We start from the raw sequence: 24268 nt of genomic DNA, 5'->3' as shown, positions 1-24268 counted from the left end.
ATCAGACCCCCGTCGCGTGGACGATGCCGCTCTTCCCCGAGAAGGGCTGCTTGATCCGCGGGACGCGGCACTCGAACACCTTGAAGCGCTCGGCCATGCCGCCCTCGATGTCCCACGCCATGGTCGTGAGGCCGGCCGCGTCGGCGAGATCGACGACGTCACGCGACTTCGCGACCATCACGAGCTCGTCGCTCGGCAGGCTGCCGGCGTGCCGGACGTCGAGGTAGGGGTAGTCGCGGTTGAGCCGCTGCAGAATCGACATGTTGCCGTCCCCGCGCTGGTCCTCGGTCCGGGCGAGGCGGCCCCACTTCGCCGTCGGGACGTAGAGCCATGCGCCGAGTTCGTTCGGCATGTACCCCTCGTTGTTGTTCGACCCCTGCTGTTCCATCGCCTCCAGGAGTCCATCGATCGTCGGCTGGATGTTGGTCGCGGTGCCCCAGTCCCCGCCGCCGAATCCGGTCGCGGTGTCGTTGATGCGATTGGGCGCTGTCCGGTAGCCGTAGACCTTGAACGAGCCGTCCTGAGTCGTGATGGTCGAGCCCCAGCCGTTGAACAGCTGCTCTTCGACTGCTTGCCGGACCTCGAGGGCCGCCGCCGACGCGTTCTCGTTGGGGAGGTTCTCGCCGAAATTAGCGGAGTTCTGCTGCAGCCGCGCCGACATCTCGTAGTCGACATGGATGATCGGCAGCGGGACGCCGAAGAGTTGCTTGATGATGCTGTCCTCGGTCGAGCGAGCACGGCCGTCCATGCTCGTCTCCGCGACGTCGTCGAAGTCGGTCTTCGCCTGCCAGACCGAGACGAGGCGCGCGAGCGAGGTGTCACGCGTGAAGCCCGCCGCGACGAGGTCGTCGACGGCAGTTAGTGTCTTCTGGGGTTCGGGGATGACGTTCGGGTCACGATCCTCCCACTCCTCGAAGTCGAGCTGCTGGGCGGCCGTCAGCGTCCGCCGTCGGTCGGGCACCTGGTCAGTGACCGAGGCGGTCAGCGTGTTCCAGTTGCTCTGACCGATACCGCTAGCCTTCGCGATCTTGATGCGCGCTTCCTTCCGGGCCTCTTTGTCGCTCGCGAAGAGCGCCTGGCGGTGAAGCGGCGACTGTCCCTTGACAAAGTCGTCCGGATAGCTCCGGTATGCCTGCATGCTCGTGCTCATCTACAGCACCTCCACAGCAATCCGCGCACGTTCACCGGCCGCGGCGCCGGAGTTGTCGACCGCCTCGACTGCCTCGACCACCTCGGCGCCCGCAGTCGTCGCGAGCTTGAGGCTGCCGTCGTCGTTGAAGGCGAGCTTGTCACCGATGGCGATGGTCGCGTGAGCGGCGGTGGTGAGGTCGCCACCAGCTGCGAGCAGTGCGTTCTCGACGGTGTCACCCGAGCGGAACACCTGCATCTCGACGTTGTCGCCGGCATCGTAGCCCTGCTCGATGGGGCGGGTCGCTCCCGATGCACCACGCGGCGGCATCCGCTGCTCGATGGCGAAGCGGGCCGCCGGTCCTGTGGGTTCGACGCTCGACACGGGCTGGACGGTGCGGTTACCTACAGCCGTCTCGCCGGCGTACTCGAGGCCCATTCCCGGCGTGATAGCAGCCGCCGCCTCGGCTTCCATGTAGGCGGCGTCGTCGTAGACCGTCCCGCGGACGCGTTCGGTCATCAGTTCACCACCCCGTCAGACCACTCCTCGTCATCGCCGTCGCCGTCACTGCCACCGACCGACGCCGTGAGGTCGGCACCCACCGTGCCCGGAATCTGGGCGGCGGTGGTCTCGTGGGCCTGGCTCTTGATCTTCTCGAGAACCGACGGAGCCGACGCCAGCAGCTCCTCGCGATCGTCGGCGTCGTAGTCCTCGTGCTGGGCGATGATGTCCGCGACGAGGTCGGCCTTTTCGTCCTGTTCGCGCTGCTCCTGAACGCGCTGCTCGACGGCACTGTCGATGGCTGCCTCCAGCGAGTCGTGGTCGCCGAGGTCGAGGGCGTTCGCCGTCGCAGCACCACCATCGGCTGGCTGGTCCTGCATGCCGGCGTCGTCCCCATCCCCGCCGTCACCGTCGACATCGACGATGGCGTCGTGGGTTCGCTTGAGGTCGTCGTCGTCCATCTCGGCCAGCGACTCCTCCGTGAAGTCGTGACTCGAGACGAGCTGTTCGATTGCGTCGTCCCTGTTGAAGTCCTGCATCTGGGTTGAACTGCTAGAATCCGCACCGGTATCCGCCGGCTCGTCTCCACTCTGTTCGTCGCCGCCATCGTCCGCATCACCGCCCTGCTGGTCGGCCTCGCCGTCGTCGGTCGCGTCGTGGTCGCCACCGCGGATTGCGGCGGTCAGACTCTGGACGAAGCGCGATGCGATGGACTCGATCTGGTCGTCATCGACGGCCGGCGGCGTCCGGCTGCCGGCGCTGGCGTCGAGCAGCTCGCCGACGTCGTGTGTCTGCGACCAGGCGGCGAGCTGCTGGGACGGCCCCCAGTTCGCCGTGTTGTTCGGCGAGTCTCCCTTCGAGACGACCGAGAGATCGAGGAACTGGATGTCCGTCGCGATGTACGCGCCGGTCGTCTCGTCCTTCGGCCCGAGGTCGAAACTCGGATGGACCGAGACGTCGAAGCTGCCAGCCTTCACGCCGCGAGCGATCTGCTCGTCGTGTGTCTTGGCGTTGTAGCCGACGCCCTCGACGCCCTCCTCAGCGTCCTGGACGTAGTCGGCCGCCTCGACCGTCCCGATTGTGTCATCCGTGTCCGGCGGGTAGTCGTTGGGGCGCTGCGGGTCGTCGTAGCTCGGATGGTCCTTCGTGAGCGGCTGGCTCGACTGCGTCGGCGCGGCCGTACGGAGTTCCTCCTCGGTGAACAGGACTGGCGTCCCGTCCGCCATATGGAGGATGTCGCCGGCCGCGACGGCCAGCCCCGAGAACGTCCAGGGGCCATCGTCATCGACGCCGTCGGCCGACGCTTTGAGCCGCGCCGTCCGAGCGGTGATGCGGATGTCTTTCGTGTCGTGTTTCATCGTACGTAGCTGCAGAACCAGGGACCTCGGCAACCGGCTGAACCGCCGGGTTGACGCGTCATCGGGCTGGGTCGTCTGTGGGGTAGTTCACTCGGCCGTCGCCTGCCGGGCACGCAGCCGATATCGCCGGAGCAGATGCCCGAGCCGCGCTCGTAACTCGGCCGATGGGACCGGCGCGATTGAGCACACGCAGTTCGGGTGGGTGCGGCCAGGAATCAGCGTCGCCGCCTCCTCGACGCTGTAGGGTCCCTGGTCGGCGAGCGACTCGCAGATTGGGCACGGTCCCGACGTGACGACGCGGACTCGCTCGACACCGGTCCGCTGATAACGGCGAGCACTGGCGGTGTTGTAGGCATTGGAGATCTCCGTGCGGGAGAGCGTCCGTGCCCGCTTGATGCCGACATCGTCGACGACGCCGTTGATCCGCCGGGCGGCTTCTTTCGGGTTGATACCCTCCTCGAGGGCGGTCGTCAGCTCGCGACGGATGCCCGTCGCCATGTCCTGCGTGATGTCTTCGAGGTTGTCGTACGCTCGCGTGTAGATCGTCTGGAGCGTCTCCGCGTGGATGGGGGCGTTGAACGCCGACTGTAGCATCGCCTCGTCGACGTCGTAGCCTGCCTGCCGAAGACGGGTTGCCGCGCCGTCGAGTCCGCGGTCGTACGCCGACCGGACGTAGCTCGCCGTGAAGTGCTCGCCGTTGCGGACTTGCTCGCGAGTGAGTTCCTCGAGGAGACCCTCGTCGATGCGTGCCTGCAGCCACTCGATGAACTCGTCGACCTTCTGCGCGTCCGATCGGAAGTCGTAGGGGTCGGTCGCCGCTGCCGCGAAGAGCCATCCGATGAGTCGCCCGTCGTTTTCGCCGAGGTTGAGGGCGTCCTGTTCGTAACCGACGCGCGAGGCGATTTGCCCCTTTAGTGCGCGAAGTCGTGAGAGAAGCGCTGGGCGGAACTCTCGTCTATGTAATGTAGTCGTCCGAGTGACGTCTTGCGCCTCGGCCGTGAGGTGGTGGCGGTGCTCGTGGTCATGGTCGTGCATGAGCGCTCAGTCGTCGGCCGTCGCGGGGAACGCAGCGTCGAAGTACGCCTGTACCTGCGGGTCGCTCTCGTTGAGGGGAGGGAGGTCGCCGTCCTGGACGGCTGCCGGTTGCGGTGCCATGTCGGGAAACTCCCCGTCTTCGACCCACTGAACCGCACCTTCCGACGTCAGCCCAGGGACGAGCGTCTGGATGTGCTTCAGGATTTTCGCTCGGTTGAGCTGCACCTCCGAGATGTCCTTTGCGGACTGCTCGGCGAGTGGCGGCCAGTCGACGTCGTAATCACCGCCCGTCGGCTCGTCGAGGACGCCGAACCGTCGGAGGCGGTCGAGCAGCTCGCGGACCAGCGTCGGTGTGACGAACTGCTCGCGCCGTTCGGTGATCGTCCCGTAGAATTCCTTGAGGTCCTGTGTGGTCGCCCGCTCACCGGTCTCGTTACCCTTGAGGACAGACTGTGGGATGCGAGTCACCGCGCTGATGGCCTCGATCTCCGAGGCGATGATTGGTGATGGGTCGATGTCCGCACCGCCGAGTTCCTCGATGTCAGCCCCCTCAGTTCGGATGAATGGCTGGAGGTCATGGACGAACTTCTGGACCTCTTCGTCGAGGCGCTTCCCGCCGTCCTCGAGGCGGTACTCCGGATCGACGTTGATGTGCAGGCCGCGGTCGGCCGAGCGATAGGCGAGTTCGGCAGCACTCCCGAGCGTCTTCTCGATGTCGTACAGTGGGTTGTACGGGGCTTCGAGTCGCGACCGTGAGCGAATCTCGTCGTCAAGGAGCTCCTGGGCCGGGACGTGGATGACACGTTGATGGTGGACCCAGATGGTGCGGTCGGGGCCATCGTCGGCGAGGGCGTCGTTCTCGTCACCGAGGTCGAGGCGATAGTGGGTCGGTTTCCCCCACCGGGGGGAGTCCGGACCGCCGACCTTCATATCGTCGACCGAGAGCTGCGAGAACGGCCGGAGCCAGAGGATTGGCGACTGGCTGTCGCCGGAGAGTGACGATAGCACTGAGGCATTGACTGGTGCCGAGAGGTCCTCGCCGTCATCGAACCCGATGACGAGGACGCCGAACTGCCCGATGCCGGCGAGCCGATCTGCCCGCTTCGCGTAGTGCCACACCCGGTGATCGTTGGTGAGACGTTGGACCCCCGCCTCGAAGGGTGTCTGCTCTTCGGCGTCGGTTTCTTCTTCGTCGTCGATCTCGGGTGCGCCGCGCCACGTCGTCTCGACCGGCGTATCGACAATCGCCTGCGCGTACGGATGGCGCAGGTACATCGCGTAGAAGTCCTCGATATCGGGCTGTTTCTGCCAGCCGAACGTCTTGTAGAGGTCGCGATCGCCACCGTACTGCTGGCCGAGGTTCGCCGCCAGCAGGTTTCGCATCTGGATGGCTTCGATCTCGCTCGCCGTGAGGTCGCGATCGCCAGCCCCACGGTCGGTGTTCGTGCCAGTGAGCGTCTGTCGGCCACTCCCGCTGCTCTCGGTGTTGGTATCGTCACTCATGGATGTCAGTTAGCCGCCCCACGTTCCGGTGCCCGAGTAGCCGTCGGTCGGACCGACATGGCCCATGACAGCATATCTGGCGCTGTCGAGACCGTGGTCGGTCGCCTTCGCCTTCCCGACGTGGTCTTCCTTGTAGGAGTGGAACTCGTTGATGAGCTCTCCACAGCGCTCGGAGACGAGGAGGCCGGGGCGGTCCTCAGAGTCGAGTTCGAGTAGCGACCGGACTGCCGGGATGCCCTCGTCGAGATCCTTCTCGGCAGCCTCGACGCGGTAGCCAGCGCTGCGGAACTTCTGGTAGTGGCTCGGCTCGTGTTCGGCGTAGACCGTCCCACTGGGCTTGTCGTTCTCGACGAGCCATCGGACTGCCTCCTCGACTTGCGTCTCACTCTGGTAGAAGCAGTCTATGGCGACCAGTTGGTCGTGCGCTGTCTGCCCGATCTCGAGGACGACCCGTGGGTCGTCCCACCCGTGGTCGTATCCAAAGATTCGCCAGTTGCCGTGGACAAGTTCGTCGGCCTCCGCTTCGGTGATGACGTGGCGCTCGCGAGAAAAGCGCGGGTAGACCAACCCCTCTGCCGCCGCGAACCCACCGGCCAGCGCTTCCTCCTCACGCTCGGTGCCGGCGAACTGACGGGTGAGCTTGTCCCTCTCCGGAAGGAACGGGTTGTCCCGCGAGTCGGCGACGACGACGTAGAGACGCGTCGGGAGCGGACTGCCGTCGGGCAGCTGACGCTTCTCGGTGAACTTGTGGAAGTCGTTGTAGCCGTTCCCGGTCGATGTCCAGAGTGTGACGTTCGGCCCAGCCTCGGTGCGCTGCCTCGAGAGCAGCATCTCGTTCAGCTGGTAGATGTCGGTGTGCTCGTAGTGAGCTACCTCGTCGCACCAGATCGCGTTGAACTCACCACCAGCGTATCGGTTCCAGACGTCGGCCGACCCGAGGCGGGCGACCGCCCCCGTGACGTAGGTGAGCCGCCGGTCGTTGCGGTTGTAGTCGGCGACGATCGGCGAGTTCTCCGGGTCGCCACCCTCGTCAGGGACCGTGTCTTCGCCGGGGAGTTCCTCGAAGAAGACCTTGTACGTCGTCGGGCCGCCCTTCGCCGAGTCGGGGGCGATAACGAGGTTGTCCGACTTCGGGACCGTCATCCCGACCTCGTGAACCCACCGTGCGCCGAGGATAGTCTTGCCCGACCCGTAGCCGCCGCGGTAGCAGACGACGTCGAAGTCACCCGAGTCGATGGCGCTCAGCACTTCGAGCTGCGGGTCCCAGAAGTCCCAGTCGAGCGTGAGCCCTGTCGCCCCGATTTCGGTCCGGGCGCCCTTGCTCTCGAAAACCTGGGTGTCGGTGGTCATGCGTCAGTTCTCGTCGTCTTCGCCGTCGAGGCCGACTCGGTGGTGGTTGATCTCTACGGAGAAGCCCCCCGAGAGGTTCTGTCCGACCTCGCCCGAGTGCGTGACATCCAGCGAGTCACCCTCGGTGATCTTGTGGTGTGTTTTCACGAGATCGTTCATCCGGCCGAGTGCCCGGTCGAGGGCACCACTCGACGTCTGCAGCATCTTCGCCAGTGCGTCGACGAGTTGCTGGTCGACGTCGGCGGCCTCCTGGTCGTCGAGGATTTCGCGGACCAGCTGGATGGCCTCGTTGTTCCCCGACTCCTTCGCTGCTCTGAGAAGACGTGCCTTGATGGCCCAGATCTCCTCCTGGACGAGTTCGGCGTTGGACTGCTGGGAGACCTGCTCGTAGATCTCCCGCGTCTCGTCGTCCATGTACTCCGAGCGAAGGCCGTGGATGGCGTTCGGCGAGTCCATCCCGCGCTTCTTCTTTCCACCGTGCATCTTGCAACGCTCCCGGCCGTCGACAGGATACTGCGTGCAGTAGTTTCCGTCGCGGCACTTAGCGCCACATCGGTCGGGGAGTGGTTCCTCGCTGGTCATGGGAATGGCATGGGGTTACGGCAGCAGTAGGGTGGCATGGGGTCGCGGCCGACAGTCAGACGTCGTCGAACTCCTCTACCAGCGCGCTCGTTAGTGACTCGCCCTCGGGGCCGTGGATGACGGCGACGTACCGGCCGAACTTCCCCGTCTCTTTGAGCGTCGTCACACTCAGCGGGTACTCGCTCCCCTGCGACTCGAACATGAACCACTGCTCGACGAACGCCTTGTGCTCCTGGCCGCGCTGGAACTCCTCGGTGTCCTCGCCGACGGTGTGGATCTCGGCGGTATCCACACCGAAGACGCGGACGCGAATCGTCCGGCGCATGTCGAAGCCGACGTCGCAGACGATGTCGACCGTGTCACCGTCGACGACGCCGTCGTCAGCGAGACGGGCGGGGAACTCCCAGGCGTTGCCGGCGAAGGTGTGGTGACTCATGGGTGGATGTCCTCGAAGATGCGGTCGTGGAGGTCCTGCGGGTTGAGCCCGGGGCGGAGACTCGCCCAGGCGCGAAAGATCGTCCGGCCGGACGCTTGCTCGCCGGTATGGGTGTCTTCGGCGACCCAGAAGTCGCCATCGAACGAGAGGCGGATGTCGGCGCCGTCGGCGTAGCGCTTGATGTCGTCGAGGAGCAGGGGGTCGGTCATGCTATGCGACGAACTCGTTGGGGATGCCCGCCTCGTCGAGGATGCCTCGGAGGGTGCGCATCGCGCGAGTGCGCTCGAAGCCGACGCCGTCGAGATGGGCGACGGGATGGGCGACCGACTCGGGTTCCCAGTGGGCGCGGACTTTGATTGCCTGCCCGCCGTTCGTCGCCGTCCGTTCACCATCGGGGACGTCCCAACTCCGGACGTGGGTCTGAAACCACGGATAGTCGTCGTCCGTCCACGTCACCCGGCGGAGGTTCTCGACCTCGCCGCGGTATGAGTAGGACAGCTCCCAGTGGGGCTCGAAGTGATGCGTCCCGAGCGTCTTTCTCAACAACTCGTGCGAGCACTCGGCGAGGATGTAGGGGCCGTCGGGTTCGGGCTTCGACGACGTCGCCTTTCGGGCGATCCACAGACACGCCTTGATGACGTGCCACGGGATGCGGTCTTGCCAGCGGGTCATGTGAGGTCGGTGAAGAGGGCGTATGCCGCCCAGATCGTGACGGCGAACAGGACGAGGGTACCGACGAGCGTCTGGAGCGACGTCGCGGCGTGGAGTAGCATCACGTGACCATCGCGGCGAGCTGGTGGCCCCCCTCGACTGCGAGCCACGTCACCGCCGCCGCGAACAGGATCTCGTCGGCTTGCTTACTCGTCAGCGGCGTCGACTGGACGTGCTTCTGGATGACGCGGATGATCGCTGCCGCCGGGACGATGGTCGCCGGCTGGGCGTTGATCTGGAGCGTCTCGAGGACGCGGAAGTAGACGCCCGGAACGTGGATGAGCATCGACGCCGCCGTGATGCCAATCGTAATTGCGAGGGCGTCGCGTTTCTTCTCGGCGTCGAGGCCGCCGAGGTATCGCTCGACACGTGAACGGGCCTGTTGTTTGGTGCCCGAATCGCGGTGGGAGGGGTAGTGGCCCCAGTGGCCGATGAGCCCGTACCGCGATCCGAACGAGCGGTCACAGCCCGGGCAGTCGTGGGAGTCGTTGGTCATGGCAGGTATCGTCAGGTCGGTATCGGCGAGCGAGCGACTCGGCACGTCGCGGACTCTGGTAGAGTCGATGCAAGTGGCCACGAGGAAATGGAGCGCGCCCGTCGTGTGCTTGGGTCGCGGTACGACAGCGACAGTGCACAGAGGAGTCGCCCGCCCTAGACCGCCGACTGGCGAGTCACAGTTTGTCTCGGGGGTCCTCGATTCGGAACGGGCCGGGGACGTCACCGAGCTCGAAATAGCAGACGAGTATCGTCAGCACCACGGAGACAAACCAGAGGCCGAACAGCCAGACTGCACCAGGGTAGAGTACCGAGAAGTGCTGGCCGCCGAAGCCGAACAGGAATAGGGCGATACCGACACTCGCGAAGAAGAGATAGACCCCCTGCCCGAAGCGACGTGTGGAGCGAAAATGCAGATGGGCCATCGCGACGAACGCGAACCACCCGACGACATACCCGAGCGAGAACAGGAGGTCCGAGATGTCTGGATAGGACCACACGTCTTGGGCGAAGACGCCGACCGAACTCACGACCATGTCACACCCCCGGAGCGCGACGCATGATGATCAGTGTGACCATGCCCCCGACGATGACTCCCGCCAGCGCGGGATCTGGAGCGTATTTGGGGAGAAATGGTTCGAGGCCGACCATGAACACAAGCATGAACAGCAACGCCCACACGATTCGCTCCCGAGTCTGTCGAGTGAGAGGCGCGTGGGCCTTGTCGGTCCCGTCGGTAGTGTCGTCGGTGCGGTCCATTCATGGATGCTGCCACTCTGAGAGCGGCACTAGTGGTCGCAAACGTCCGAGACGGGGACGCGGTAGCGATGCCCGTCGATCTCGACGGTGACGATCTCCTCGGCGACGCGGATGTCCGCGGCGAACTCCCGCCCGACGACGACGGCATCGCGACGAGTGCCTGTCGGTGTCGGCACGGTGACTCGCTCGCTCGCGCTCACAGCAATCGCGCCTCCATCTCCTCGTCGAACGACGCTCGATAGATGTCGCCGATGTACTCGACGAGTGCTTCGTCGACGGCGCCGTGTTCGTGGGGGCATTTCGCGCAGACGCCCTCGAGCTTCCCGACGCCAGGGCGGAACTTCAGCCGACTCCCGCAGCGGCCGACGACCTCGCCGTCGACGCGTTGGGTCGGGTGGGGACAGCGGGCGATGACGTGGTCGAGCATCCACGCTGCCCAGTAGCCCTTCGCCGCGAGGCGCTCGGCCAGCGCGTACCAGACGAAACTGTCCAGCGCTCGCGGCGCCTCGGCTTTGAGTCGCTTCAGGGCGAGGGCGGCCGTCGAGTCCATCGACGGGTCAGGATCGTCGCGGACGTTCCGGTGCGTTCGCCGGAAGTACCCAAGCAGGCCTCGCTGGGCACTGACGAGTTCGCCGTTCGTGAGTGTGCCCTCGCGAGTGCCCGACCACTCGACGAGTGGATGCTGTTCTGGCGTTCGAACCCCGGTTCTGTACGCCTGTGTCTGGACGTCGGCGAGACCCTCTCCGACCTCCGGGCCAGGGTAGTTCTTCACCGACGAGAGCGGCGCACCGCTCTGTGGGTCGTGTGCGAGTTCCTCGATCATAGTGAGAGAGCAATGGCTGCGAGCCGGCCGAATCATTCACCCTCGCGGGTGTCATCGGGGGCAGCGTGTGTTGGGAGCGACTATCGCCCGGTGCGACAGGTCTGCGAGAAGCATAGTCGCCGGGAGGGGTAAGTCGATATGAATAGGCCTGTTTGTCCGATTCATCGTCACTCCTCGGCGACGACGGTGTCGTACAGCCGCTGGCGCGAGTCCGCCACGTACGGACGTGAGGCGACTAACCCGCCGTCCTCCAGTCGAGTGAGTGCGTGGCGGACCGTCCGCCGCTTCAGGCCGGTCCGGACGATCGCCTGCTGGGTCAGCGGGCCGTGCTCCTCGAGGAGGAGGTAGACTGAACAGCAACTCGGCGAGAGCTGCACGACCGCTTCCGGAATCTCGGTCGGGGGGTCGTTCGGTGACGATTCGTCGGGAGATTGGTCGGACATGATATCTTGACGGGTTTCACGGCGCGAACAACGGTCGAGTCGCCGTTCACGCTCCTCTACGCCTGCGGAGGAGGCGTAGAGGCGGCGTACCCTCCGCTAACGCTTTGTTTCATACACTACACACAACAACCTAAGATTAGACTAGGACAAGGGCGGTGGGACAACGGCGTGGAAGATTGGCATCTCAGTTCACCTCAGACGCGCCGTCGTTGTTCGCGGCGTGAAGCACCGCGTCATCGTTCACGGCGTCCAGATTCACGCGAAGCCGCTTCTGGTCGTGGAAGGTCCCGAACTCGAAGCCGTCGAGGTTTCCGGCGAGTTCCATCAATGTGTAGGCGTGGCCGCTCGACGGGTGGTTGCCGAACAGCGAGAGGACGTCGGTGTAGTCGAACCGGGCCTTTCCGTTCTTCTGTCCGAGCGCCTTCCGAGCGAGGGCGACGCGAACCTCTCGGACCTTCTCGTCGCGACTCTTCTGGTTGTACGGCTTCGCCTCCGGGTCGGGCGTGACGGTGCTCTCCAGTTGAGCGACGCGCTCTCGAAGGTCCGCGACCTCTTCGCGGAGTTCGTCGTTGTCGTCGCTCTGGAGGCGGACCGCCTGCCGGAGCGCTTCGTTCTGCGACTCCACGCTGTCGAGACGGTCCGAGAGGTCCTGGACTAACTCCAGAGCTTCCTCTCGCCCGATCTGCGCACTCATACCTCGGTCACCTCGATGTCGTGGCCGCTCTCTCCGAACGCGGCGGCCACAACGCCTGCGTTGCGCTGGATGTTGTACTCGTAGTGGAGGTCGCAGTCTCGGCAGGTGACGACGTACGTCATGCCTCGACCCCCTCCCCGGTGACGAGGTGGTAGTCGGCCTCGTCGTGGCCGACGCGATCGCGGTGCATCATGACCAGCGAGTGGGCGGTGGCCTCGTTCTCGGTCATGCCCTCGGCACCGCATTCCGAGCAGTGCATCCGGTAGGTCGACATCAGTCATCGACCTCCTCGACGATGACCTCGTGGCCGGACGAGCGGGCGTGGGCGCGTCGAACACGCCAGGCGGTCCGCTCATCCTTCCGGGTGTCTTCGACCGAGCAGTCCTGGCACTTGATCCGGAACATCACCGGCCACCTCGCGAGCCGTTGAGCCGCTCGACGGGGGCGACACTGTCCCGGTCTGGGCACTTCGGGAGGTGACTCCCAAGGCGGATGAACGTCTCACCACAGCCCGGACAGACGTACTTGGACTCTCGCCCGGCCATCACCGATCACCTCCTTCGTTGGCGAGTGTTCCGCCACGGAACGGGACCTCTCCAAGGTCATCGAGTTCGAGGGAACTCCAGCACGAGCAGTCCGTACACTGATAGATGACCTGAATTTCGGAGGTGTACTCGTCGTGAACGACACCTAGTCGTTCCCACTGGTGCTTGTGGTTGTGGTTGTAGAACCCCATCACCGATCACCTCCGGGAACGGCGTCGAAGCCGTCGGGCCACAGGTCGCCCGGCGAGCCGATACTGATGGCGCGCTCGCCCTCTGCGCGCTTGATCATCCGTTTCAGCGTGCCCGCGTCCGTCGCGTGCTGGGAGACAAACCCGTTCCCCGGCCCATAGGCGACGACGGTGAACTCCGCCGGCCCTCCAGTCGAACCCAGGGGGTTCGGGCGGATGAAGTGGCGACCCGCAGGTGAGCGGACCTCGAGGACGCGATGCCCGCGGACGTCGCCGATGAGCGACGACACCGAGAGCTTTCCCTCGGCGTTCGCGCCCGCCTTGTGGTGGGCGGTATCGGTCATCGGCGTGCCTCCTCACGAAGCTCCTCCAGCGAGTAGCTGGTGATGGTCTCGGCCGCTGGGTCGAGATGCGTCGAGGCCTCCTCGCCGCAGTAGTAGGCGGTCGCGACGCGGTCCTTCGTGTTGACCACTTCGACGCCGTTCCGCCCGACGATGTCGTAGCCCTCGCGAGCCATGTCGCGGGCGAGCGTCGCGGCCTCGCGCTGGTAGGGTGGTTGACCGAGCCGACTGAGCGCCTCGGAGACGCTCTTCATCAGCGGTGTCAGGGCACGCGAGTACGCCCCGACCAGCTCACTGAGCGCCGTCGCGACGTTCCCCACTGCTTCGGGGATGCTGGGTTCGTCGCTCACCGACCCTCACCTCGGAGTGGGGTCCCGCAGCGCTCGCACTCGCTGGGAATCGAGTAGTCGAGTCGGCCACACGTCGGGCATTCGACCCGAGTCGCGTTCCATCGACTCATCGCGAGATGCACCTCCGGCACCGTGGGCAGTGGCGCGTCCCGTCGACGGCCTCGTGGCGTTTGGTCGCGACCCCGCCGCAGCAGGGACACGAGACGGCGCTCACGCCACCACCTCGGTTGAAGAACCGCCGCTACCGGTGCGTGTCGCTATGGGCTTCGAAGTATGACAGTCAAGCCAAGGGTGGGATTCGAACCCACGAATTCTCGATTACAAATCGAGTGCTTGAACCACCCAAGCTCCCTTGGCGCAGTTCGCACTCAGTCGTGCCGCCGTGTGTGTTTATCGGTTTCGTCCGCCTTCGCCATCGTCACCCGGTGTGGGCGGAAGCCGTGGGCCTCGTAGAACCGGCGGGCGTCCTCGTTCTCGGCCATCACGTCGAGGATGACGACGGCCGCGCCGTCGGCGCGCAGGGCGTCCTCGGCGGCCGATAGCAGGGCCGACCCGATGCCCTCGCCACGGCGGCCCGGTTCGACGTAGAGGTTCTCGACGACCCCCTTCTTCTCGGCCTGTTCGTACACGCCCGTCTCCGGGCTGAACATGACGAACCCGACGACGTCCGTGCTCGCGTCGTCGTCCACCTGCGGGTCGCGGGCGACCAGGACGCCGCCCGTGACGATGCCGCGGGAGACCGTCTCGTAGACGGCGGCGCGGTTCTCCTCGGCGAGGAGGAACGACCCGAACCGCCGTTGGCCGTCGGCGAGACCGACCCACGCGTCCGTGATGGCGTCCGCCTCGTCCATCCGCGGGGTGTCGACCTCGACGTCCGTCACCGGAGCGCCTCGACGGCGGGGAGGGACTCCCCGGTGAGCATGGCCAGCGCGGCCCCGCCGCCCGTCGAGACGTGGTCGAACCCGGACAGCCCGAGGCGACGCAGGGCGGCGGCGGTGTCGCCCCCGCCGACGACGGTGAACTCGGCGGCCTTCGCCGCCTCGTAGAGGTCACGCGTGCCGTGGGCGAACAGGTCCATCTCGAAGACGCCCGCCGGACCGTTCAGGACGGCGGTGCCGGCGTCCGCGAGGGTGTCGCCGTAGTCGGCGACCGTCTCGCTGCCGATGTCCATCGCCGCCTCCTCCGCGGGGAGGTCGTCGACGGAGAGTTCGACGCGCTCGCCGTCGCGTTCGACCGCCACGTCTACCGGGAGGTGGATGCGGTCGCCGTACTCCTCGTAGAGCGACTCCGCACGCGCGAGGGCCTCTCCGGCGCGCTTCTGGACCACCTCGGTGCTCTCCGCCCCGAGGTCGACGCCGGCGACGTGCAGGAACGTGTTGCCGACGACGCCGCTGGTGAGGACGGTGTCGGCGAGGCCCGAGGACAGGACGGCCTCCGCGACGTCGATGGAGTCGTCGACCTTCGCGCCGCCGAGGACGTACACCCGCGGTGTCGGGGTCGAGGCGATGTCGCCGAGGGCTTCGAGCTCCCGCTCCATCACGCGGCCCGCGTAACTCGGGAGGTGCGTCGGGAAGCCGACCAGCGACGGCTGGGAGCGGTGGGCGGCGGCGAAGGCGTCGTTGACGTAGGCGTCGAGGGCGGGCGCGAGGCCGCGGACGAGGTGGGTGGCGGCGGCGACCTCGGGGTCGAACTCCATGTACTCCTCGCTGTAGAAGCGCGTGTTCTCGAGGACGAGCGCCGTCCCCGGGTCGAGGGTGTCGACCCGTCGGTGGGCCTCGGCCGAGAAGGTGGCATCGAGGTACGTGACGGACGACGAGAGCAACTCGGAGAGCGCCTCCGCGTGGGGTTCGAGCGTCGTGAAGTCGTCGCCGCCGGGTCGACCCTGGTGGGCGAGGACGACCACGCGCGCGTCGCGGTCCAGCAGTTCCTGGAGCGTCTCGACGTGCGCGTGGAGGCGGGAGTCGTCTGCGAGCGACCCGTCGTCGGCGATGGGACTGTTGATGTCGACGCGAACCCCGACGGCCGCGCCGGCGGCGTCGAGGTCGTCGAGCGTCCGAACCATGTCCGGGAGTCCATCATCGTAGAGCAAAGGTGTTACCCTCTCCGCCATCGTGCGCGAGCGGGCCGCTGTGGTACGATTTCTCGTAACATGGTGTCGCCTCAGTCGCCGGGACGGGCCGCCCTCCTCCCGGCCGACCGAACCCTTTTGTTTCCGTGGCAGTCACCGTCGGCGTGGACGAACTCGACCCCGCCAACACGGGACCGCTCGCCAGCCGCACCCCCCGACTGCCGGGCGCGTGGGACGTCCTGTCGCTCTCGGGGGTCGGCGTCGTCGGGACGTGGGTCGCGTACGCCGCCCTCGCCGGGGGCGACGTGACCCTCGCCAGAGTCACCCTCGTGGGCGTGCTGACCGCCCTCGCGGGCGTGGGCCACCGCGTGCGCGCCCGCGACATCGCCGCCCGGGAGCGCCTCGGGTTCGCGTCCGTCGGGGTCGCGACGTTCGCCGGGGCCGCCCTCTACGCCCTCGCGGCCCTCCGGGGCGCCCCGCCGAACCCCGTCCTCGGGGGCCCCGCGAGCAGACTGCTGGGGTCGGTGGCCCTCGTCTCGCTCGCCTGCGGGGCCGTCGCCGCGGGCGGCCTTGTCGCCGGCCGCCTCCGGGAGGTCCACGAGTCACCCGCCGAACGGGCCGAGCGAATCGTCGAGGAAGCGCTCGAAAATCCTCGAAACTGACACTTATGCTCCCGAGAGGACCTCGAAACCCGTAGCAGGGCCGAGGCGGAGCGAAGGGTTATTTATCATCGGAAACCCGAGGCTCTGCGTGACAGAGACTCATGGGTGTAAGTGATACATACTCGCGGGGACGCGACCTGGCGGTCGAGCGTCCCGGAGCACTCGTCGTCGGCGTGGTCGGCATGCTGCTGTTGCTCGACCTGATTCGCCGCCTGGCGACGGGCGTACTCGATCCCTCCCAGTTCGCGACCTACGTCTGGACGGGGCTGGTCATCGGACTGGTCTACGGGCTGGCGGGAATCGGCCTCTCGCTGACGTACAGCATCCTGAACTTCGCGAACTTCGCGCACGGCGAGTACGTCACGACGGGGGCGTTCTCCGGGTGGGCGGTCGCCTACGTCGTCGCCGGCGCGGGGGCCGCGGACCTCGGGAGTCGCCTCCTCGTGCAGGCCGCACCGGGTGCCATCGAGGCGAGCATCACCAGCACGCCCGTCGCCATCGTCCTCGGCCTCGTCGCCGCGATGGTGCTGGCCGTCGCCCTGTCGCTGGTCTTAGACCGGGTCGTCTACAAACCGATGCGCGGTCAGGAGGGCATCTCGCTGCTCATCGCCAGCATCGGCGTGGCGTTCGCGCTGCGCTACCTGCTCTCGTTCGTCTTCGGCAACAGCACCCGCGGGGTCACCGGCGGGACGGTGAAGACCACCATCGGCGGCGTCGTCCTCAACGCCCACGACGTGACGCTCGTCGTCATCGCCCTCGTGCTCATGCTCGGCGTCCACCTCGTGCTCCAGACGACGAAACTGGGCAAGGCGATGCGCGCCATGGCCGACAACGAGGACCTCGCGCGCGTGACGGGTATCCCGACCGAACGCGTCATCCGCTGGACGTGGATCATCGGCGGCGGCCTCGCGGGCGCGGCGGGCTACCTCGTCGTCCTCAAGCGCGGCACCATCGCCTTCGACTTCGGCTGGATCCTCCTCTTGCTCATCTTCGCAGCGGTCATCCTCGGCGGCATCGGGAGCGTCTACGGCGCGATGCTCGGCGGCGTCCTCATCGGCATCGCCGAGAACGTCTCGCTGGTCTGGCTCAGCGGGCCGTGGACGGACTTCACCACGCCCGTGGCGTTCGGCCTGATGATCCTCATCTTGCTGTTCCGTCCCGAGGGCATCTTCGGCGGGGTGAGTACGGCATGAGCACCGACACGGAGTCCGAGTCGGGTCGGTTCGGCCTCGGCAAGACCGGCACCGACCTCGCGCTCATGATCGGGATGATGCTGGCGCTGTACGTCGTCTTCGCGGGCGTCGGGATGGTCCTCGGCTTCCCGCTGTTCGGCATCGTCAATCTCGTCCGCGAACTGACGTTCTTCGTCGCCGTCTACGCTATCGTCGCCCTCGCGCTCAACCTCCACTGGGGGTACGCGGGGCTGTTCAACATCGGTGTCGCCGGGTTCATGGCCGTCGGGGCGTACGCTCTCGGCCTGCTCAGCGGGTCGCCGGCGGGCTCTCCCCCTGGACTCGGCCTGCCACTGTTCCTCGGTGTCCCCCTCGGGATGGGCGTCGCGGCGCTGGTCGGCCTCGTCGCCGCCCTGCCCGCCCTCCGCCTCAAGGCGGACTACCTCGCCATCGTCACCATCGCACTCGCCGAGATCATCCGCCTCACGTTCGTCTCCCGCGCCTTCGAGGACATCACGGGCGGCGCGGCCGGGTTCGGCAACTTCCCGGCGAACCCCGCCAACACGCTGTTGCTGACCGACCCGTCGAGCCTCGCCTCCGACCCGACGGCCGTCGGCGGGGTGGTCTTCGGGCTGTTCGAGTCCATCGGCATCGCCAGCCCGAAGGTCGCCATCGACTCGACGTACGCGGTGATGCTCCTCCTCGTCGTGGCCCTCGTCTACGTCTTCCTGCGACGACTCGGCAACTCGCCGTTCGGTCGCGTGCTGAAGGCCATCCGCGAGGACGAACTCGTCGCCCAGTCGCTCGGCAAGGACACCAACCGCTTCAAGATCAAGGTGTTCATGGTCGGCTGTGCGCTGATGGGACTCGGCGGGATGCTCTGGCAGGCCCTCGGCACCGGGAGCGTCAACCCGACGAACAACTTCCTGCCACAGATCACGTTCTACATCTTCATCGCCGTCATCATCGGTGGCGCGGGGTCGAACACGGGGAGCGTCCTCGGCGCGGGCCTGTTCGCGGGCGTCCTCTTCCTCCTGCCGTCGTACGTGGACAACCTCGTCAACTCACTGAACCTGCTGCAGAACACGACCACCCCACAGACGTTCATCGACGCCGTCGCTCCCGTCGCGTCGCTGGAACTGGCGCCGTTCTTCGCGTACGCGCTGGGGAACATCGACCAGTTGCGCTTCGTCCTCATCGGCGTCCTGCTGGTCTGGCTGATGCAGAACCGCCCGGACGGCCTGCTCGGCCACCGACAGGAACCCGCCGCGAGCGTCGACCTGATGCGCCGCACCAGCGGGTCGAAGCCACCTCGCGGAGAACCCGCCGCCGACGGGGGTGAGAGCGATGAGTAACGCCGAGGACGCCAACGTCGAGACGAACCTCCCGGAGGACGTGGACGCCTCCGACGGGGACGTTCTGGAGGCGGAGACGGCCGACTCCGAAGTCGAGGAGGCCGCCAAGACCACGCCGCGCGGCCTCCCCCTGCGCGTCGAGAACCTCCGCAAGGAGTTCGGCGGCATCACCGCCGTCGACGGGGCGACGTTCGCCGTCGAGGAGGGGTCGCTCACCGGCCTCATCGGGCCGAACGGGGCCGGGAAGTCGACGACCTTCAACTGCATCGCGGGCGTCCACCGGCCCACCGCGGGCAACGTCTACTTCCGCGGCGAGGACATCACGGGCCTGCGCCCGCACCAGATCGCCAACCGGCAACTCGTTCGCACCTTCCAGATCGCGCGCGAACTGGAGGAGATGTCCGTCCTCGAGAACATGATGCTCGCGCCGCGCGGACAGACGGGCGAGCGCCTCATCCACTCGGTCACGCCGGGCCTTCGTGGGAAGGTCGTCGGGGAGGAGGAGGCCACCCGCGAGAAGGCCTGGGAGACCCTGGAGTTCTTCGAGATCGACCACCTCGCGGGCGTGGAGGCGGGAACGCTCTCGGGCGGCCAGCGCAAACTGCTGGAGATGGCCCGCGTGCTGATGACCGAACCGGAGATGGTTCTGCTGGACGAACCGCTCGCGGGGGTCAACCCGACGCTCGAACACAAACTGCTCGAACGCATCCACGACCTGCGCGAACAGGGACTCACCTTCCTGCTCGTCGAACACGACATGGACGTCATCATGAACAACTGCGAACACATCATCGTCATGCACCAGGGCAAGGTGCTCGCCGAGGGCGACGCCGACGCCATCCGGAACAACGACCGCGTCATCGACGCCTACCTGGGTGAGACGCTATGAGCGCCGAGGAGTCGGCGTCGGGGACGGCACGCACCGCCAGTACCGACTCGACGCTCCCGGAGGGTACGGAGGAGAGTCTCCTCGCGGTCCGCGGGATCGACGCCGGTTACGGCGACCTGCAGGTGCTCTCGGACGTGAACCTCGACGTCCTCGACGGCGAGTACGTCACCATCGTCGGGCCCAACGGGGCCGGTAAGTCGACCGTGATGAAGTCCGTCTTCGGCCTGACGACGTTCATGGGTGGCTCCATCACCTACGCGGGCGACGATATCGGCGGCAAGAACCCCGAGGAGATCATCCACCACGGCCTGGGCTACGTCCCGCAGAACGAGAACGTCTTCGCGGGTCTCTCGGTCCGCGAGAACCTCGAGATGGGGGCGTACATCCTCGACGACTTCCCCGACGAACGACTGGAGGAGGTGTTCGAGCGCTTCCCCATCCTGAAGGAACGCCAGAGCCAGAAGGCGGGGACGCTCTCGGGCGGTCAGCGCCAGATGCTCGCGATGGGCCGGGCGCTGATGCTCGACCCGCAACTGTTGATGCTCGACGAACCCTCGGCGGGGCTCGCGCCGGACCTCGTCGACGAGATGTTCGACCGCATCGACGCCATCAACGAGAGCGGCACGGCCATCCTCATGGTCGAGCAGAACGCGAAGGAGGCGCTCAGACGCTGTGACCGCGGCTACGTCCTCGTCAACGGGAGCAACCGCTTCATGGACGAGGGGAGCGTCCTCCTGAACGACCAGGAGGTCCGCCAGGAGTTCCTCGGCGGGTAAGGTTCGTCTCAGTCCCCCTCACTCTCGCGACCTGCACCGCTCTCGTACACGTCTCGTACTCTTCACGCACACTTCTCGCGCTTCTCACGCCCGCACCGCCGGGGATGGCCGTGGCGGGCGTGGCGTCCGCTCCCCTGTCGGGTCGCGGTCGTCGAAAGAACTCGGAGGTCGTGGAGCGTCTACGCTTCGAACTGTATCTCCTCGATGGTCTCGATGCCGCCGCCCTCGGTGAAGCCGAACAGTTCGTAGGTCGCGGCCTCGAGGTCACCGGCCTCGTCGAAGCTGACGGCGCTGGAGGCACCCTGGTAGTTGATGTCCTCCCCGGCGGCCGCCGCGGCGACGGCGTCGGCGAGGTTCTCGGGGGTGTACTCCGTGCCCTCGGGGTTCGCGATGGTCCGCATCTGCTCGGCGATGGCCGCACCGCTGTTCTCGCCAGCGGCGGCGTTCGCGAGGATGAGACACGCGGTGGCGTCGTAGGCCTGTGCGGTGAACACGCCGGGCTCTGTGCCGTAGGCCTGCTGGTACTGCTGGTTGAAGAACTCCGTCCCCGGCCCGGAGGCCAGCGGCGCGGTCCCCTGCACGTTCGACATGGCGTTATCGACGTTCGAGGGGAGGTCGGGCGCGCGCATACCGTCCGTCACGAGGATGGGCAGGTCGGGCTGGTTGAAGTTGGCGTAGAAGTCGCGGAATATCTGCACCCCGCTCGCGGGGTAGCCGATGACGACGACCAGTCCGGGGTCGCCGGAGAGCGTCTGCTCCAGTCGTGAGGTGTACGACGACTGCTCCTTCTGGAAGGAGACGGTGTTGGTCACCGTGCCGCCTTTCTCCTCGAAGGCGGAGGCGAAGCTCTCGGAGAGCAACTGGCCGTAGTCGTTGGCGACGAACATCGTCGCGGCGCTGTCGACGCCCTTGTCCATCGCCACCTGCGCGAGGACCTGCCCCTGCAGGGCGTCCGTCGGTGGCGTCCGGAAGATGAGGTCGTTGTCCTGCAGGTCCGTGATGGCCGGCGAGGTGCTCGCCGGGGAACAGGCGGCGATGCCGTTCGGGATGAACACCTGCTCGTACACCTGAGTGGAGACGCCCGAGGACGCCGCGCCCGTCACCGCCGGGTAGCCGGCGTTGACGAGCGACTGGGCCGCGGACTGGGCCGCGTTCGGGTCCGTCTGCGTGTCCTCCACCTGGTTCTCGATGGTGAAGTCCGTCTCCCCCTTGAGTTGGCTCACGGGGAGGATGGCCCCGTCCTTGATGGGGACACCGAGTTCGCCGAGGTCACCGGTCAGCGGGAGGAGCGTCCCAACCTTGATGGGTTCGCTCCGGTCGGCACTGCCGCCGCCACCGCTCCCGCCGTCGGTCTGGTTGCCCCCGCCGCCACCGGTCGTGGTGGGGTCGCTGCCGTTGTCGCCCCCGCCACCGTTCCCGCCGTCGTCACCCGTACACCCGGCCAGAAGGACCGTCCCGGCGACGCCCGCGCCCTTCAGGAAATCACGTCTGTCGATGTCACGTCGCATACCTTCTCAGTATCCGAATAGGAACATATAAAGGTAGTCAAAACGGCGAAGCGGATTTCACGTATCAGCCTCGCCCCACTGACAGCTCTCGGGGCGGGTAGTGTCGAGACGGACCGTGCCAGGGTCGGCCCCACGCCGACCACAGGGCTGCCAGCGGACCGTACCTGTGAACGGAACGACGGTCTGGATGTCCCGTCGACCGGTTTCACACCACCGTGGAACTCGACTGTACGGCTTGCTATCGCCGGGTTACCAGCCGAGTTCGACGCTCGTGCCGTCCTCCCGGCAGTCTTCGAGAGCGTGCTTGGCGGCCATCCCGGCGTTCTGTGCGGTCCGGGCGTGCCCGACGCCGACCTTCAACTCCACGTTCACCGTCTCCTGGACGTGGTCGATGGCGTCCTGGTACTCCCCGGTGCCGAGGGCGGGACAGACCGCGATGATGTTGTCGCCCCCGACGAAGAACGAGAGGGCGTCGTGGGCCTGTCGCATGTACCGCATCAGTTCGGCGTAGCCCTGTTCGATGCGGATGAACGTGTCGAACTCGTTGAGGCGGTCGGTGTACTTGCCCGTCGCGTCGTTGACGTCGAAGTGCGCGAGTTGGACGTCCTCGTCGGTCCGGTCGGCCTCCGCGAGGGTGGCCCCCCGGAGAATCTCGCGGCGGGACCCGTCCTGTGCGCTCCCGGCGTCCTGTAACTGGTCGGTCGCGACGCCGAGGGCCTCGGCGGGGTTCGGCCCCACCGCCGTCGAGAGACTGACCGTCACCGGATAGCGATTGCGCACGGACTCCTGAACGAGCGCGTGTGCGTCACGGTCGAGACCGTTCGTGACGGCGATCATGTTGTCGAAGCGGGTGAAGAAGACGTACCCCTCGCGGTTGCCGAACAACTGGGAGAGGTCGGCGTAGAGGCGCGACTGGAGCGTCTGGAGGTCGACCTCCCGTCTCGGCTCGGGGGTCACCGTCCACGGCCCGTAGTTGTCGATCTGGACGAGGGTGACCTGCGTGTTCGTCACAGCGGGCGGTAGTCGGCCCCTCGCTATGCCTCTTCGGGTTTTCGACGCTCCGTGCTATCGGTGAGCCGACGTGAACTGTCACCACGGACCAGCGACTATCGTAGACGGAAGCGGTATCGCCGCGGGTGGGATGTCTCCTCGTATGTCATCCACGACACGGAAACGCCCCCGCCGGTTCACGCTCGACGCTACCTCCGCGACGGGGTCGAATCGCACGCTGACGCTGGCGGACCTCGAACGGTTCATGGCGGACAACGAGGCGTTCGCCCCGCGACTCCGGAGCGTCACGTTCGAACTGGACGACGCGGTGACGGACCACTCCTGAGTCGGATCGGTCAGCGCAACTCGCGGGCGAGTTCCGTCAGTCGGTCCTCGAACTGCCGGGCGGCGCCGGAGAGGGAGACGGCGTCGAGCGTCGAGTCGTAGCGCACCACGTCCGTCGCCAGCAGTTTCGGGAGGTCGTCCTCGCGGATGGCGCGGCGCATCTCGCGGCGACCGTCGGGCGTCGGGTCGGTCCCCGCCACGGCGAGTTCGCGGCCGAGGTCGGCCACGCTCATCCGCTCACCCCGGTCGTAGAGCACCCCTAGGAGGAGCCGTCGCCGTGGCTCCGCGAGCAGTTCGTCGACGACCGTCTCGGGGAGGGCGTTCTGGTCGTGCCGAAGTACCATGGGTACCTGTTACACACCGCGGGACAAGTAGGTATTGCCCGCAGAGGACAGGTCCGTCCGGGGAACTCAGGCCCGGCTGCCTTTCTCGGGCTGGAACTCCCAGAGGCCGGCCTCCCGCATCGCCCGCCCGACCGCGCCGTGGAAGTCCGGGAAGTCCTCGAACTCCTCCTGGTCGACGTGCTCGAAGATGTCGCGGACGCTCACGACCTCCTCGTAGTTGAGGCGGACGGGGTGGTCGCCGAACTCCTCGACGTAGTCGGCCTTCTTCAGCGGGAAGTCCTCCTCCTCGTTTATCTTCTTCGCGAGGACGGCCAGACCGTACTTCCGCATCCCCTCGCTCCCCTCGTCGGAGTCGGGGTCGTGGGGCCAGTCGTTTGCCATGTGGTGACTCTCGGACAGACGACGCAAAAGCGTTCTCACTTCCCCGCAGGGACCGCTCAGGCCGCCGGATTCCCCGTCGCGAACACCTGCTGGCCGTACGGCTGGAGCGGCCGGTCGAACGTCGTGGTGACGTCGGTCGTCGGGAAGACGGCGACGAAGCGTGTGACCTCCCGCCTCACGTTCCTGATGCCGTGCGGAGCCATCGGGGGGACGAGCGCCAGGCCGCCGCGCGAGAGGGGTTCCGATTCGCCGGCGACCGTCAGTTCGCCGTCGCCGTCGAGGACGACGACGAGTTCCTCGGTACTATCGATGTGCGTTCCGAGGGCCTTCCCGGGGTCGATTTCCGCGTAGACGACGGTCTGGGCGGTCGACGCGATGTCGGTTGCACCCGGGACCCCGTGGGTCAACGGGAAGTTGTCGCGGAACGCAACCGACGGGTCGTCCTCGTACCAGTCGTCGCTCAACTCCAGGTCCGCAGTCGCAACGCCCCTCGGTGTGCTCACGTGTGACTGCGACGTCACCTCGGGGGATAACC

At 66.7% G+C, this 24268-nt stretch carries 36 protein-coding genes and 1 tRNA gene; 6 read left to right on the top strand and 31 right to left on the bottom strand.

Annotated elements, in window-relative coordinates:
- Position 1: 1 nt before the first annotated feature.
- From NKG96_RS12215 to NKG96_RS12100, 26 genes are all read right to left on the bottom strand, one after another.
- Complete coding sequence (locus NKG96_RS12215; protein WP_254535228.1) at positions 2–1150, bottom strand: major capsid protein; 1149 nt, start codon at positions 1148–1150, stop codon at positions 2–4.
- Complete coding sequence (locus NKG96_RS12210; protein ID WP_254535227.1) at positions 1151–1648, bottom strand: hypothetical protein; 498 nt, start codon at positions 1646–1648, stop codon at positions 1151–1153. It lies immediately after the preceding gene.
- Positions 1648–2988 (bottom strand): hypothetical protein, encoded by a 1341-nt coding sequence (locus NKG96_RS12205; protein WP_254535226.1) that lies wholly within the window; start codon positions 2986–2988, stop codon positions 1648–1650. The genes NKG96_RS12210 and NKG96_RS12205 overlap by 1 nt, the downstream gene beginning before the upstream one ends.
- 87 nt (positions 2989–3075) lie before the next feature.
- Positions 3076–4023 carry a phage minor head protein gene (locus NKG96_RS12200; protein WP_254535225.1) on the bottom strand — a complete coding sequence of 316 codons (948 nt, stop codon included), beginning with the start codon at positions 4021–4023 and terminating at the stop codon, positions 3076–3078.
- A gap of 6 nt (positions 4024–4029) precedes the next feature.
- Positions 4030–5526, bottom strand: coding sequence for an anti-CBASS protein Acb1 family protein (locus NKG96_RS12195; RefSeq protein ID WP_254535224.1), 1497 nt, complete (start codon positions 5524–5526; stop codon positions 4030–4032).
- Positions 5527–5535: 9 nt separating this feature from the next.
- Positions 5536–6876, bottom strand: coding sequence for a terminase large subunit domain-containing protein (locus tag NKG96_RS12190; protein ID WP_254535223.1), 1341 nt, complete (start codon positions 6874–6876; stop codon positions 5536–5538).
- A 3-nt stretch (positions 6877–6879) separates the two neighbouring features.
- A complete protein-coding gene (locus tag NKG96_RS12185) occupies positions 6880–7458 on the bottom strand; it encodes an HGGxSTG domain-containing protein (protein WP_303651780.1) in 579 nt (192 codons plus the stop codon).
- 55 nt (positions 7459–7513) lie between these two features.
- Positions 7514–7894, bottom strand: coding sequence for a thermonuclease family protein (locus NKG96_RS12180; RefSeq protein ID WP_254535221.1), 381 nt, complete (start codon positions 7892–7894; stop codon positions 7514–7516).
- Positions 7891–8103, bottom strand: coding sequence for a hypothetical protein (locus NKG96_RS12175; protein ID WP_254535220.1), 213 nt, complete (start codon positions 8101–8103; stop codon positions 7891–7893). Before NKG96_RS12175 ends, NKG96_RS12180 begins: the two co-directional genes overlap by 4 nt.
- A 1-nt stretch (position 8104) precedes the next feature.
- On the bottom strand, positions 8105–8566 hold the full coding sequence (locus NKG96_RS12170) for a hypothetical protein (protein ID WP_254535219.1): 462 nt from the start codon (positions 8564–8566) through the stop codon (positions 8105–8107).
- Positions 8567–8666: 100 nt separating this feature from the next.
- A complete protein-coding gene (locus tag NKG96_RS12165) occupies positions 8667–9101 on the bottom strand; it encodes a hypothetical protein (RefSeq protein ID WP_254535218.1) in 435 nt (144 codons plus the stop codon).
- 175 nt (positions 9102–9276) lie between these two features.
- Positions 9277–9636, bottom strand: a complete 360-nt coding sequence (locus NKG96_RS12160) for a hypothetical protein (protein WP_254535217.1) — start codon at positions 9634–9636, stop codon at positions 9277–9279.
- 1 nt (position 9637) lies between these two features.
- Positions 9638–9859, bottom strand: a complete 222-nt coding sequence (locus tag NKG96_RS12155) for a hypothetical protein (RefSeq protein ID WP_254535216.1) — start codon at positions 9857–9859, stop codon at positions 9638–9640.
- 29 nt (positions 9860–9888) lie between these two features.
- Positions 9889–10059 carry a hypothetical protein gene (locus tag NKG96_RS12150; protein WP_254535215.1) on the bottom strand — a complete coding sequence of 57 codons (171 nt, stop codon included), beginning with the start codon at positions 10057–10059 and terminating at the stop codon, positions 9889–9891.
- Positions 10056–10682 (bottom strand): hypothetical protein, encoded by a 627-nt coding sequence (locus NKG96_RS12145; protein ID WP_254535214.1) that lies wholly within the window; start codon positions 10680–10682, stop codon positions 10056–10058. Before NKG96_RS12145 ends, NKG96_RS12150 begins: the two co-directional genes overlap by 4 nt.
- Before the next feature lie 167 nt (positions 10683–10849).
- The gene (locus NKG96_RS12140; protein WP_254535213.1) at positions 10850–11125 is read right to left on the bottom strand and encodes a MarR family transcriptional regulator; all 276 of its coding nucleotides are present in this window, start codon (positions 11123–11125) and stop codon (positions 10850–10852) included.
- Positions 11126–11309: 184 nt separating this feature from the next.
- Positions 11310–11819, bottom strand: a complete 510-nt coding sequence (locus NKG96_RS12135) for a hypothetical protein (RefSeq protein WP_254535212.1) — start codon at positions 11817–11819, stop codon at positions 11310–11312.
- Positions 11816–11941: a hypothetical protein gene (locus NKG96_RS20920; protein ID WP_256558088.1), complete on the bottom strand. Its 126-nt coding sequence runs from the start codon at positions 11939–11941 to the stop codon at positions 11816–11818. The genes NKG96_RS12135 and NKG96_RS20920 overlap by 4 nt, the downstream gene beginning before the upstream one ends.
- Entirely contained in the window at positions 11938–12093 is a 156-nt protein-coding gene (locus NKG96_RS12130; protein WP_254535211.1) for a hypothetical protein, read from the bottom strand. Before NKG96_RS12130 ends, NKG96_RS20920 begins: the two co-directional genes overlap by 4 nt.
- Positions 12093–12224 carry a hypothetical protein gene (locus NKG96_RS20915; RefSeq protein ID WP_256558087.1) on the bottom strand — a complete coding sequence of 44 codons (132 nt, stop codon included), beginning with the start codon at positions 12222–12224 and terminating at the stop codon, positions 12093–12095. Before NKG96_RS20915 ends, NKG96_RS12130 begins: the two co-directional genes overlap by 1 nt.
- Before the next feature lie 139 nt (positions 12225–12363).
- A complete protein-coding gene (locus NKG96_RS12125; protein ID WP_254535210.1) occupies positions 12364–12555 on the bottom strand; it encodes a hypothetical protein in 192 nt (63 codons plus the stop codon).
- Complete coding sequence (locus tag NKG96_RS12120) at positions 12555–12896, bottom strand: hypothetical protein (RefSeq protein ID WP_254535209.1); 342 nt, start codon at positions 12894–12896, stop codon at positions 12555–12557. Before NKG96_RS12120 ends, NKG96_RS12125 begins: the two co-directional genes overlap by 1 nt.
- Positions 12893–13243 carry a hypothetical protein gene (locus tag NKG96_RS12115; protein WP_254535208.1) on the bottom strand — a complete coding sequence of 117 codons (351 nt, stop codon included), beginning with the start codon at positions 13241–13243 and terminating at the stop codon, positions 12893–12895. The genes NKG96_RS12120 and NKG96_RS12115 overlap by 4 nt, the downstream gene beginning before the upstream one ends.
- A gap of 283 nt (positions 13244–13526) precedes the next feature.
- Positions 13527–13600, bottom strand: a tRNA-Thr gene (locus tag NKG96_RS12110).
- Positions 13601–13611: 11 nt separating this feature from the next.
- Positions 13612–14124 (bottom strand): GNAT family N-acetyltransferase, encoded by a 513-nt coding sequence (locus NKG96_RS12105; RefSeq protein WP_368409253.1) that lies wholly within the window; start codon positions 14122–14124, stop codon positions 13612–13614.
- Positions 14121–15305: a phosphoglycerate kinase gene (locus NKG96_RS12100; protein WP_254535207.1), complete on the bottom strand. Its 1185-nt coding sequence runs from the start codon at positions 15303–15305 to the stop codon at positions 14121–14123. The genes NKG96_RS12105 and NKG96_RS12100 overlap by 4 nt, the downstream gene beginning before the upstream one ends.
- Before the next feature lie 170 nt (positions 15306–15475).
- Here NKG96_RS12100 and NKG96_RS12095 point away from each other — a divergent pair, with 170 nt between their 5' ends.
- The 5 genes from NKG96_RS12095 to NKG96_RS12075 all read left to right on the top strand — a co-directional run bounded on the left by NKG96_RS12095 (position 15476) and on the right by NKG96_RS12075 (position 20165).
- Entirely contained in the window at positions 15476–15973 is a 498-nt protein-coding gene (locus tag NKG96_RS12095; RefSeq protein WP_254535206.1) for a hypothetical protein, read from the top strand.
- Positions 15974–16074: 101 nt separating this feature from the next.
- On the top strand, positions 16075–17166 hold the full coding sequence (locus NKG96_RS12090) for a branched-chain amino acid ABC transporter permease (RefSeq protein WP_254535205.1): 1092 nt from the start codon (positions 16075–16077) through the stop codon (positions 17164–17166).
- A complete protein-coding gene (locus NKG96_RS12085; protein WP_254535204.1) occupies positions 17163–18500 on the top strand; it encodes a branched-chain amino acid ABC transporter permease in 1338 nt (445 codons plus the stop codon). Before NKG96_RS12090 ends, NKG96_RS12085 begins: the two co-directional genes overlap by 4 nt.
- The gene (locus NKG96_RS12080; protein ID WP_254535203.1) at positions 18493–19389 is read left to right on the top strand and encodes an ABC transporter ATP-binding protein; all 897 of its coding nucleotides are present in this window, start codon (positions 18493–18495) and stop codon (positions 19387–19389) included. Before NKG96_RS12085 ends, NKG96_RS12080 begins: the two co-directional genes overlap by 8 nt.
- The gene (locus NKG96_RS12075) at positions 19386–20165 is read left to right on the top strand and encodes an ABC transporter ATP-binding protein (RefSeq protein WP_254535202.1); all 780 of its coding nucleotides are present in this window, start codon (positions 19386–19388) and stop codon (positions 20163–20165) included. Before NKG96_RS12080 ends, NKG96_RS12075 begins: the two co-directional genes overlap by 4 nt.
- A gap of 179 nt (positions 20166–20344) precedes the next feature.
- Here the strand turns inward: NKG96_RS12075 and NKG96_RS12070 are convergent, their stop codons facing one another.
- Both NKG96_RS12070 and NKG96_RS12065 read right to left on the bottom strand, forming a co-directional pair.
- Complete coding sequence (locus NKG96_RS12070; RefSeq protein WP_254535201.1) at positions 20345–21673, bottom strand: ABC transporter substrate-binding protein; 1329 nt, start codon at positions 21671–21673, stop codon at positions 20345–20347.
- A 249-nt stretch (positions 21674–21922) separates the two neighbouring features.
- Entirely contained in the window at positions 21923–22684 is a 762-nt protein-coding gene (locus tag NKG96_RS12065) for a GTP cyclohydrolase III (protein WP_254535200.1), read from the bottom strand.
- A 142-nt stretch (positions 22685–22826) separates the two neighbouring features.
- Between NKG96_RS12065 and NKG96_RS12060 the strand changes: the two genes are divergently transcribed.
- Positions 22827–23009 carry a hypothetical protein gene (locus tag NKG96_RS12060; RefSeq protein WP_254535199.1) on the top strand — a complete coding sequence of 61 codons (183 nt, stop codon included), beginning with the start codon at positions 22827–22829 and terminating at the stop codon, positions 23007–23009.
- Positions 23010–23019: 10 nt separating this feature from the next.
- Here the strand turns inward: NKG96_RS12060 and NKG96_RS12055 are convergent, their stop codons facing one another.
- The 3 genes from NKG96_RS12055 to NKG96_RS12045 all read right to left on the bottom strand — a co-directional run bounded on the left by NKG96_RS12055 (position 23020) and on the right by NKG96_RS12045 (position 24236).
- A complete protein-coding gene (locus tag NKG96_RS12055; RefSeq protein WP_254535198.1) occupies positions 23020–23352 on the bottom strand; it encodes a DUF7344 domain-containing protein in 333 nt (110 codons plus the stop codon).
- A gap of 66 nt (positions 23353–23418) precedes the next feature.
- Positions 23419–23733 carry a DUF5785 family protein gene (locus NKG96_RS12050; protein ID WP_254535197.1) on the bottom strand — a complete coding sequence of 105 codons (315 nt, stop codon included), beginning with the start codon at positions 23731–23733 and terminating at the stop codon, positions 23419–23421.
- A 56-nt stretch (positions 23734–23789) separates the two neighbouring features.
- Positions 23790–24236 (bottom strand): cupin domain-containing protein, encoded by a 447-nt coding sequence (locus NKG96_RS12045; RefSeq protein WP_254535196.1) that lies wholly within the window; start codon positions 24234–24236, stop codon positions 23790–23792.
- Positions 24237–24268 lie beyond the last annotated feature (32 nt).

The sequence above is a fragment of the Halomarina litorea genome (assembly GCF_024227715.1).
GTDB lineage: Archaea > Halobacteriota > Halobacteria > Halobacteriales > Haloarculaceae > Halomarina > Halomarina litorea.
Note: the sequence above shows the minus strand (reverse complement) of the source record. Positions and strands in the feature narration are given on the sequence as shown.

Bases quoted from the DNA above. Each gene is read 5' to 3' on its own strand.
- NKG96_RS12215 (WP_254535228.1), bottom strand. From the start codon at position 1,150: ATGAGCACGAGCATGCAGGCATACCGGAGCTATCCGGACGACTTTGTC.
- NKG96_RS12210 (WP_254535227.1), bottom strand. From the start codon at position 1,648: ATGACCGAACGCGTCCGCGGGACGGTCTACGACGACGCCGCCTACATG.
- NKG96_RS12205 (WP_254535226.1), bottom strand. From the start codon at position 2,988: ATGAAACACGACACGAAAGACATCCGCATCACCGCTCGGACGGCGCGG.
- NKG96_RS12200 (WP_254535225.1), bottom strand. From the start codon at position 4,023: ATGCACGACCATGACCACGAGCACCGCCACCACCTCACGGCCGAGGCG.
- NKG96_RS12195 (WP_254535224.1), bottom strand. From the start codon at position 5,526: ATGAGTGACGATACCAACACCGAGAGCAGCGGGAGTGGCCGACAGACG.
- NKG96_RS12190 (WP_254535223.1), bottom strand. From the start codon at position 6,876: ATGACCACCGACACCCAGGTTTTCGAGAGCAAGGGCGCCCGGACCGAA.
- NKG96_RS12185 (WP_303651780.1), bottom strand. From the start codon at position 7,458: ATGACCAGCGAGGAACCACTCCCCGACCGATGTGGCGCTAAGTGCCGC.
- NKG96_RS12180 (WP_254535221.1), bottom strand. From the start codon at position 7,894: ATGAGTCACCACACCTTCGCCGGCAACGCCTGGGAGTTCCCCGCCCGT.
- NKG96_RS12175 (WP_254535220.1), bottom strand. From the start codon at position 8,103: ATGACCGACCCCCTGCTCCTCGACGACATCAAGCGCTACGCCGACGGC.
- NKG96_RS12170 (WP_254535219.1), bottom strand. From the start codon at position 8,566: ATGACCCGCTGGCAAGACCGCATCCCGTGGCACGTCATCAAGGCGTGT.
- NKG96_RS12165 (WP_254535218.1), bottom strand. From the start codon at position 9,101: ATGACCAACGACTCCCACGACTGCCCGGGCTGTGACCGCTCGTTCGGA.
- NKG96_RS12160 (WP_254535217.1), bottom strand. From the start codon at position 9,636: ATGGTCGTGAGTTCGGTCGGCGTCTTCGCCCAAGACGTGTGGTCCTAT.
- NKG96_RS12155 (WP_254535216.1), bottom strand. From the start codon at position 9,859: ATGGACCGCACCGACGACACTACCGACGGGACCGACAAGGCCCACGCG.
- NKG96_RS12145 (WP_254535214.1), bottom strand. From the start codon at position 10,682: ATGATCGAGGAACTCGCACACGACCCACAGAGCGGTGCGCCGCTCTCG.
- NKG96_RS12140 (WP_254535213.1), bottom strand. From the start codon at position 11,125: ATGTCCGACCAATCTCCCGACGAATCGTCACCGAACGACCCCCCGACC.
- NKG96_RS12135 (WP_254535212.1), bottom strand. From the start codon at position 11,819: ATGAGTGCGCAGATCGGGCGAGAGGAAGCTCTGGAGTTAGTCCAGGAC.
- NKG96_RS20920 (WP_256558088.1), bottom strand. From the start codon at position 11,941: ATGACGTACGTCGTCACCTGCCGAGACTGCGACCTCCACTACGAGTAC.
- NKG96_RS12130 (WP_254535211.1), bottom strand. From the start codon at position 12,093: ATGTCGACCTACCGGATGCACTGCTCGGAATGCGGTGCCGAGGGCATG.
- NKG96_RS20915 (WP_256558087.1), bottom strand. From the start codon at position 12,224: ATGTTCCGGATCAAGTGCCAGGACTGCTCGGTCGAAGACACCCGGAAG.
- NKG96_RS12125 (WP_254535210.1), bottom strand. From the start codon at position 12,555: ATGGGGTTCTACAACCACAACCACAAGCACCAGTGGGAACGACTAGGT.
- NKG96_RS12120 (WP_254535209.1), bottom strand. From the start codon at position 12,896: ATGACCGATACCGCCCACCACAAGGCGGGCGCGAACGCCGAGGGAAAG.
- NKG96_RS12100 (WP_254535207.1), bottom strand. From the start codon at position 15,305: ATGGTTCGGACGCTCGACGACCTCGACGCCGCCGGCGCGGCCGTCGGG.
- NKG96_RS12090 (WP_254535205.1), top strand. From the start codon at position 16,075: ATGGGTGTAAGTGATACATACTCGCGGGGACGCGACCTGGCGGTCGAG.
- NKG96_RS12085 (WP_254535204.1), top strand. From the start codon at position 17,163: ATGAGCACCGACACGGAGTCCGAGTCGGGTCGGTTCGGCCTCGGCAAG.
- NKG96_RS12080 (WP_254535203.1), top strand. From the start codon at position 18,493: ATGAGTAACGCCGAGGACGCCAACGTCGAGACGAACCTCCCGGAGGAC.
- NKG96_RS12075 (WP_254535202.1), top strand. From the start codon at position 19,386: ATGAGCGCCGAGGAGTCGGCGTCGGGGACGGCACGCACCGCCAGTACC.
- NKG96_RS12070 (WP_254535201.1), bottom strand. From the start codon at position 21,673: ATGCGACGTGACATCGACAGACGTGATTTCCTGAAGGGCGCGGGCGTC.
- NKG96_RS12060 (WP_254535199.1), top strand. From the start codon at position 22,827: ATGTCATCCACGACACGGAAACGCCCCCGCCGGTTCACGCTCGACGCT.
- NKG96_RS12055 (WP_254535198.1), bottom strand. From the start codon at position 23,352: ATGGTACTTCGGCACGACCAGAACGCCCTCCCCGAGACGGTCGTCGAC.
- NKG96_RS12050 (WP_254535197.1), bottom strand. From the start codon at position 23,733: ATGGCAAACGACTGGCCCCACGACCCCGACTCCGACGAGGGGAGCGAG.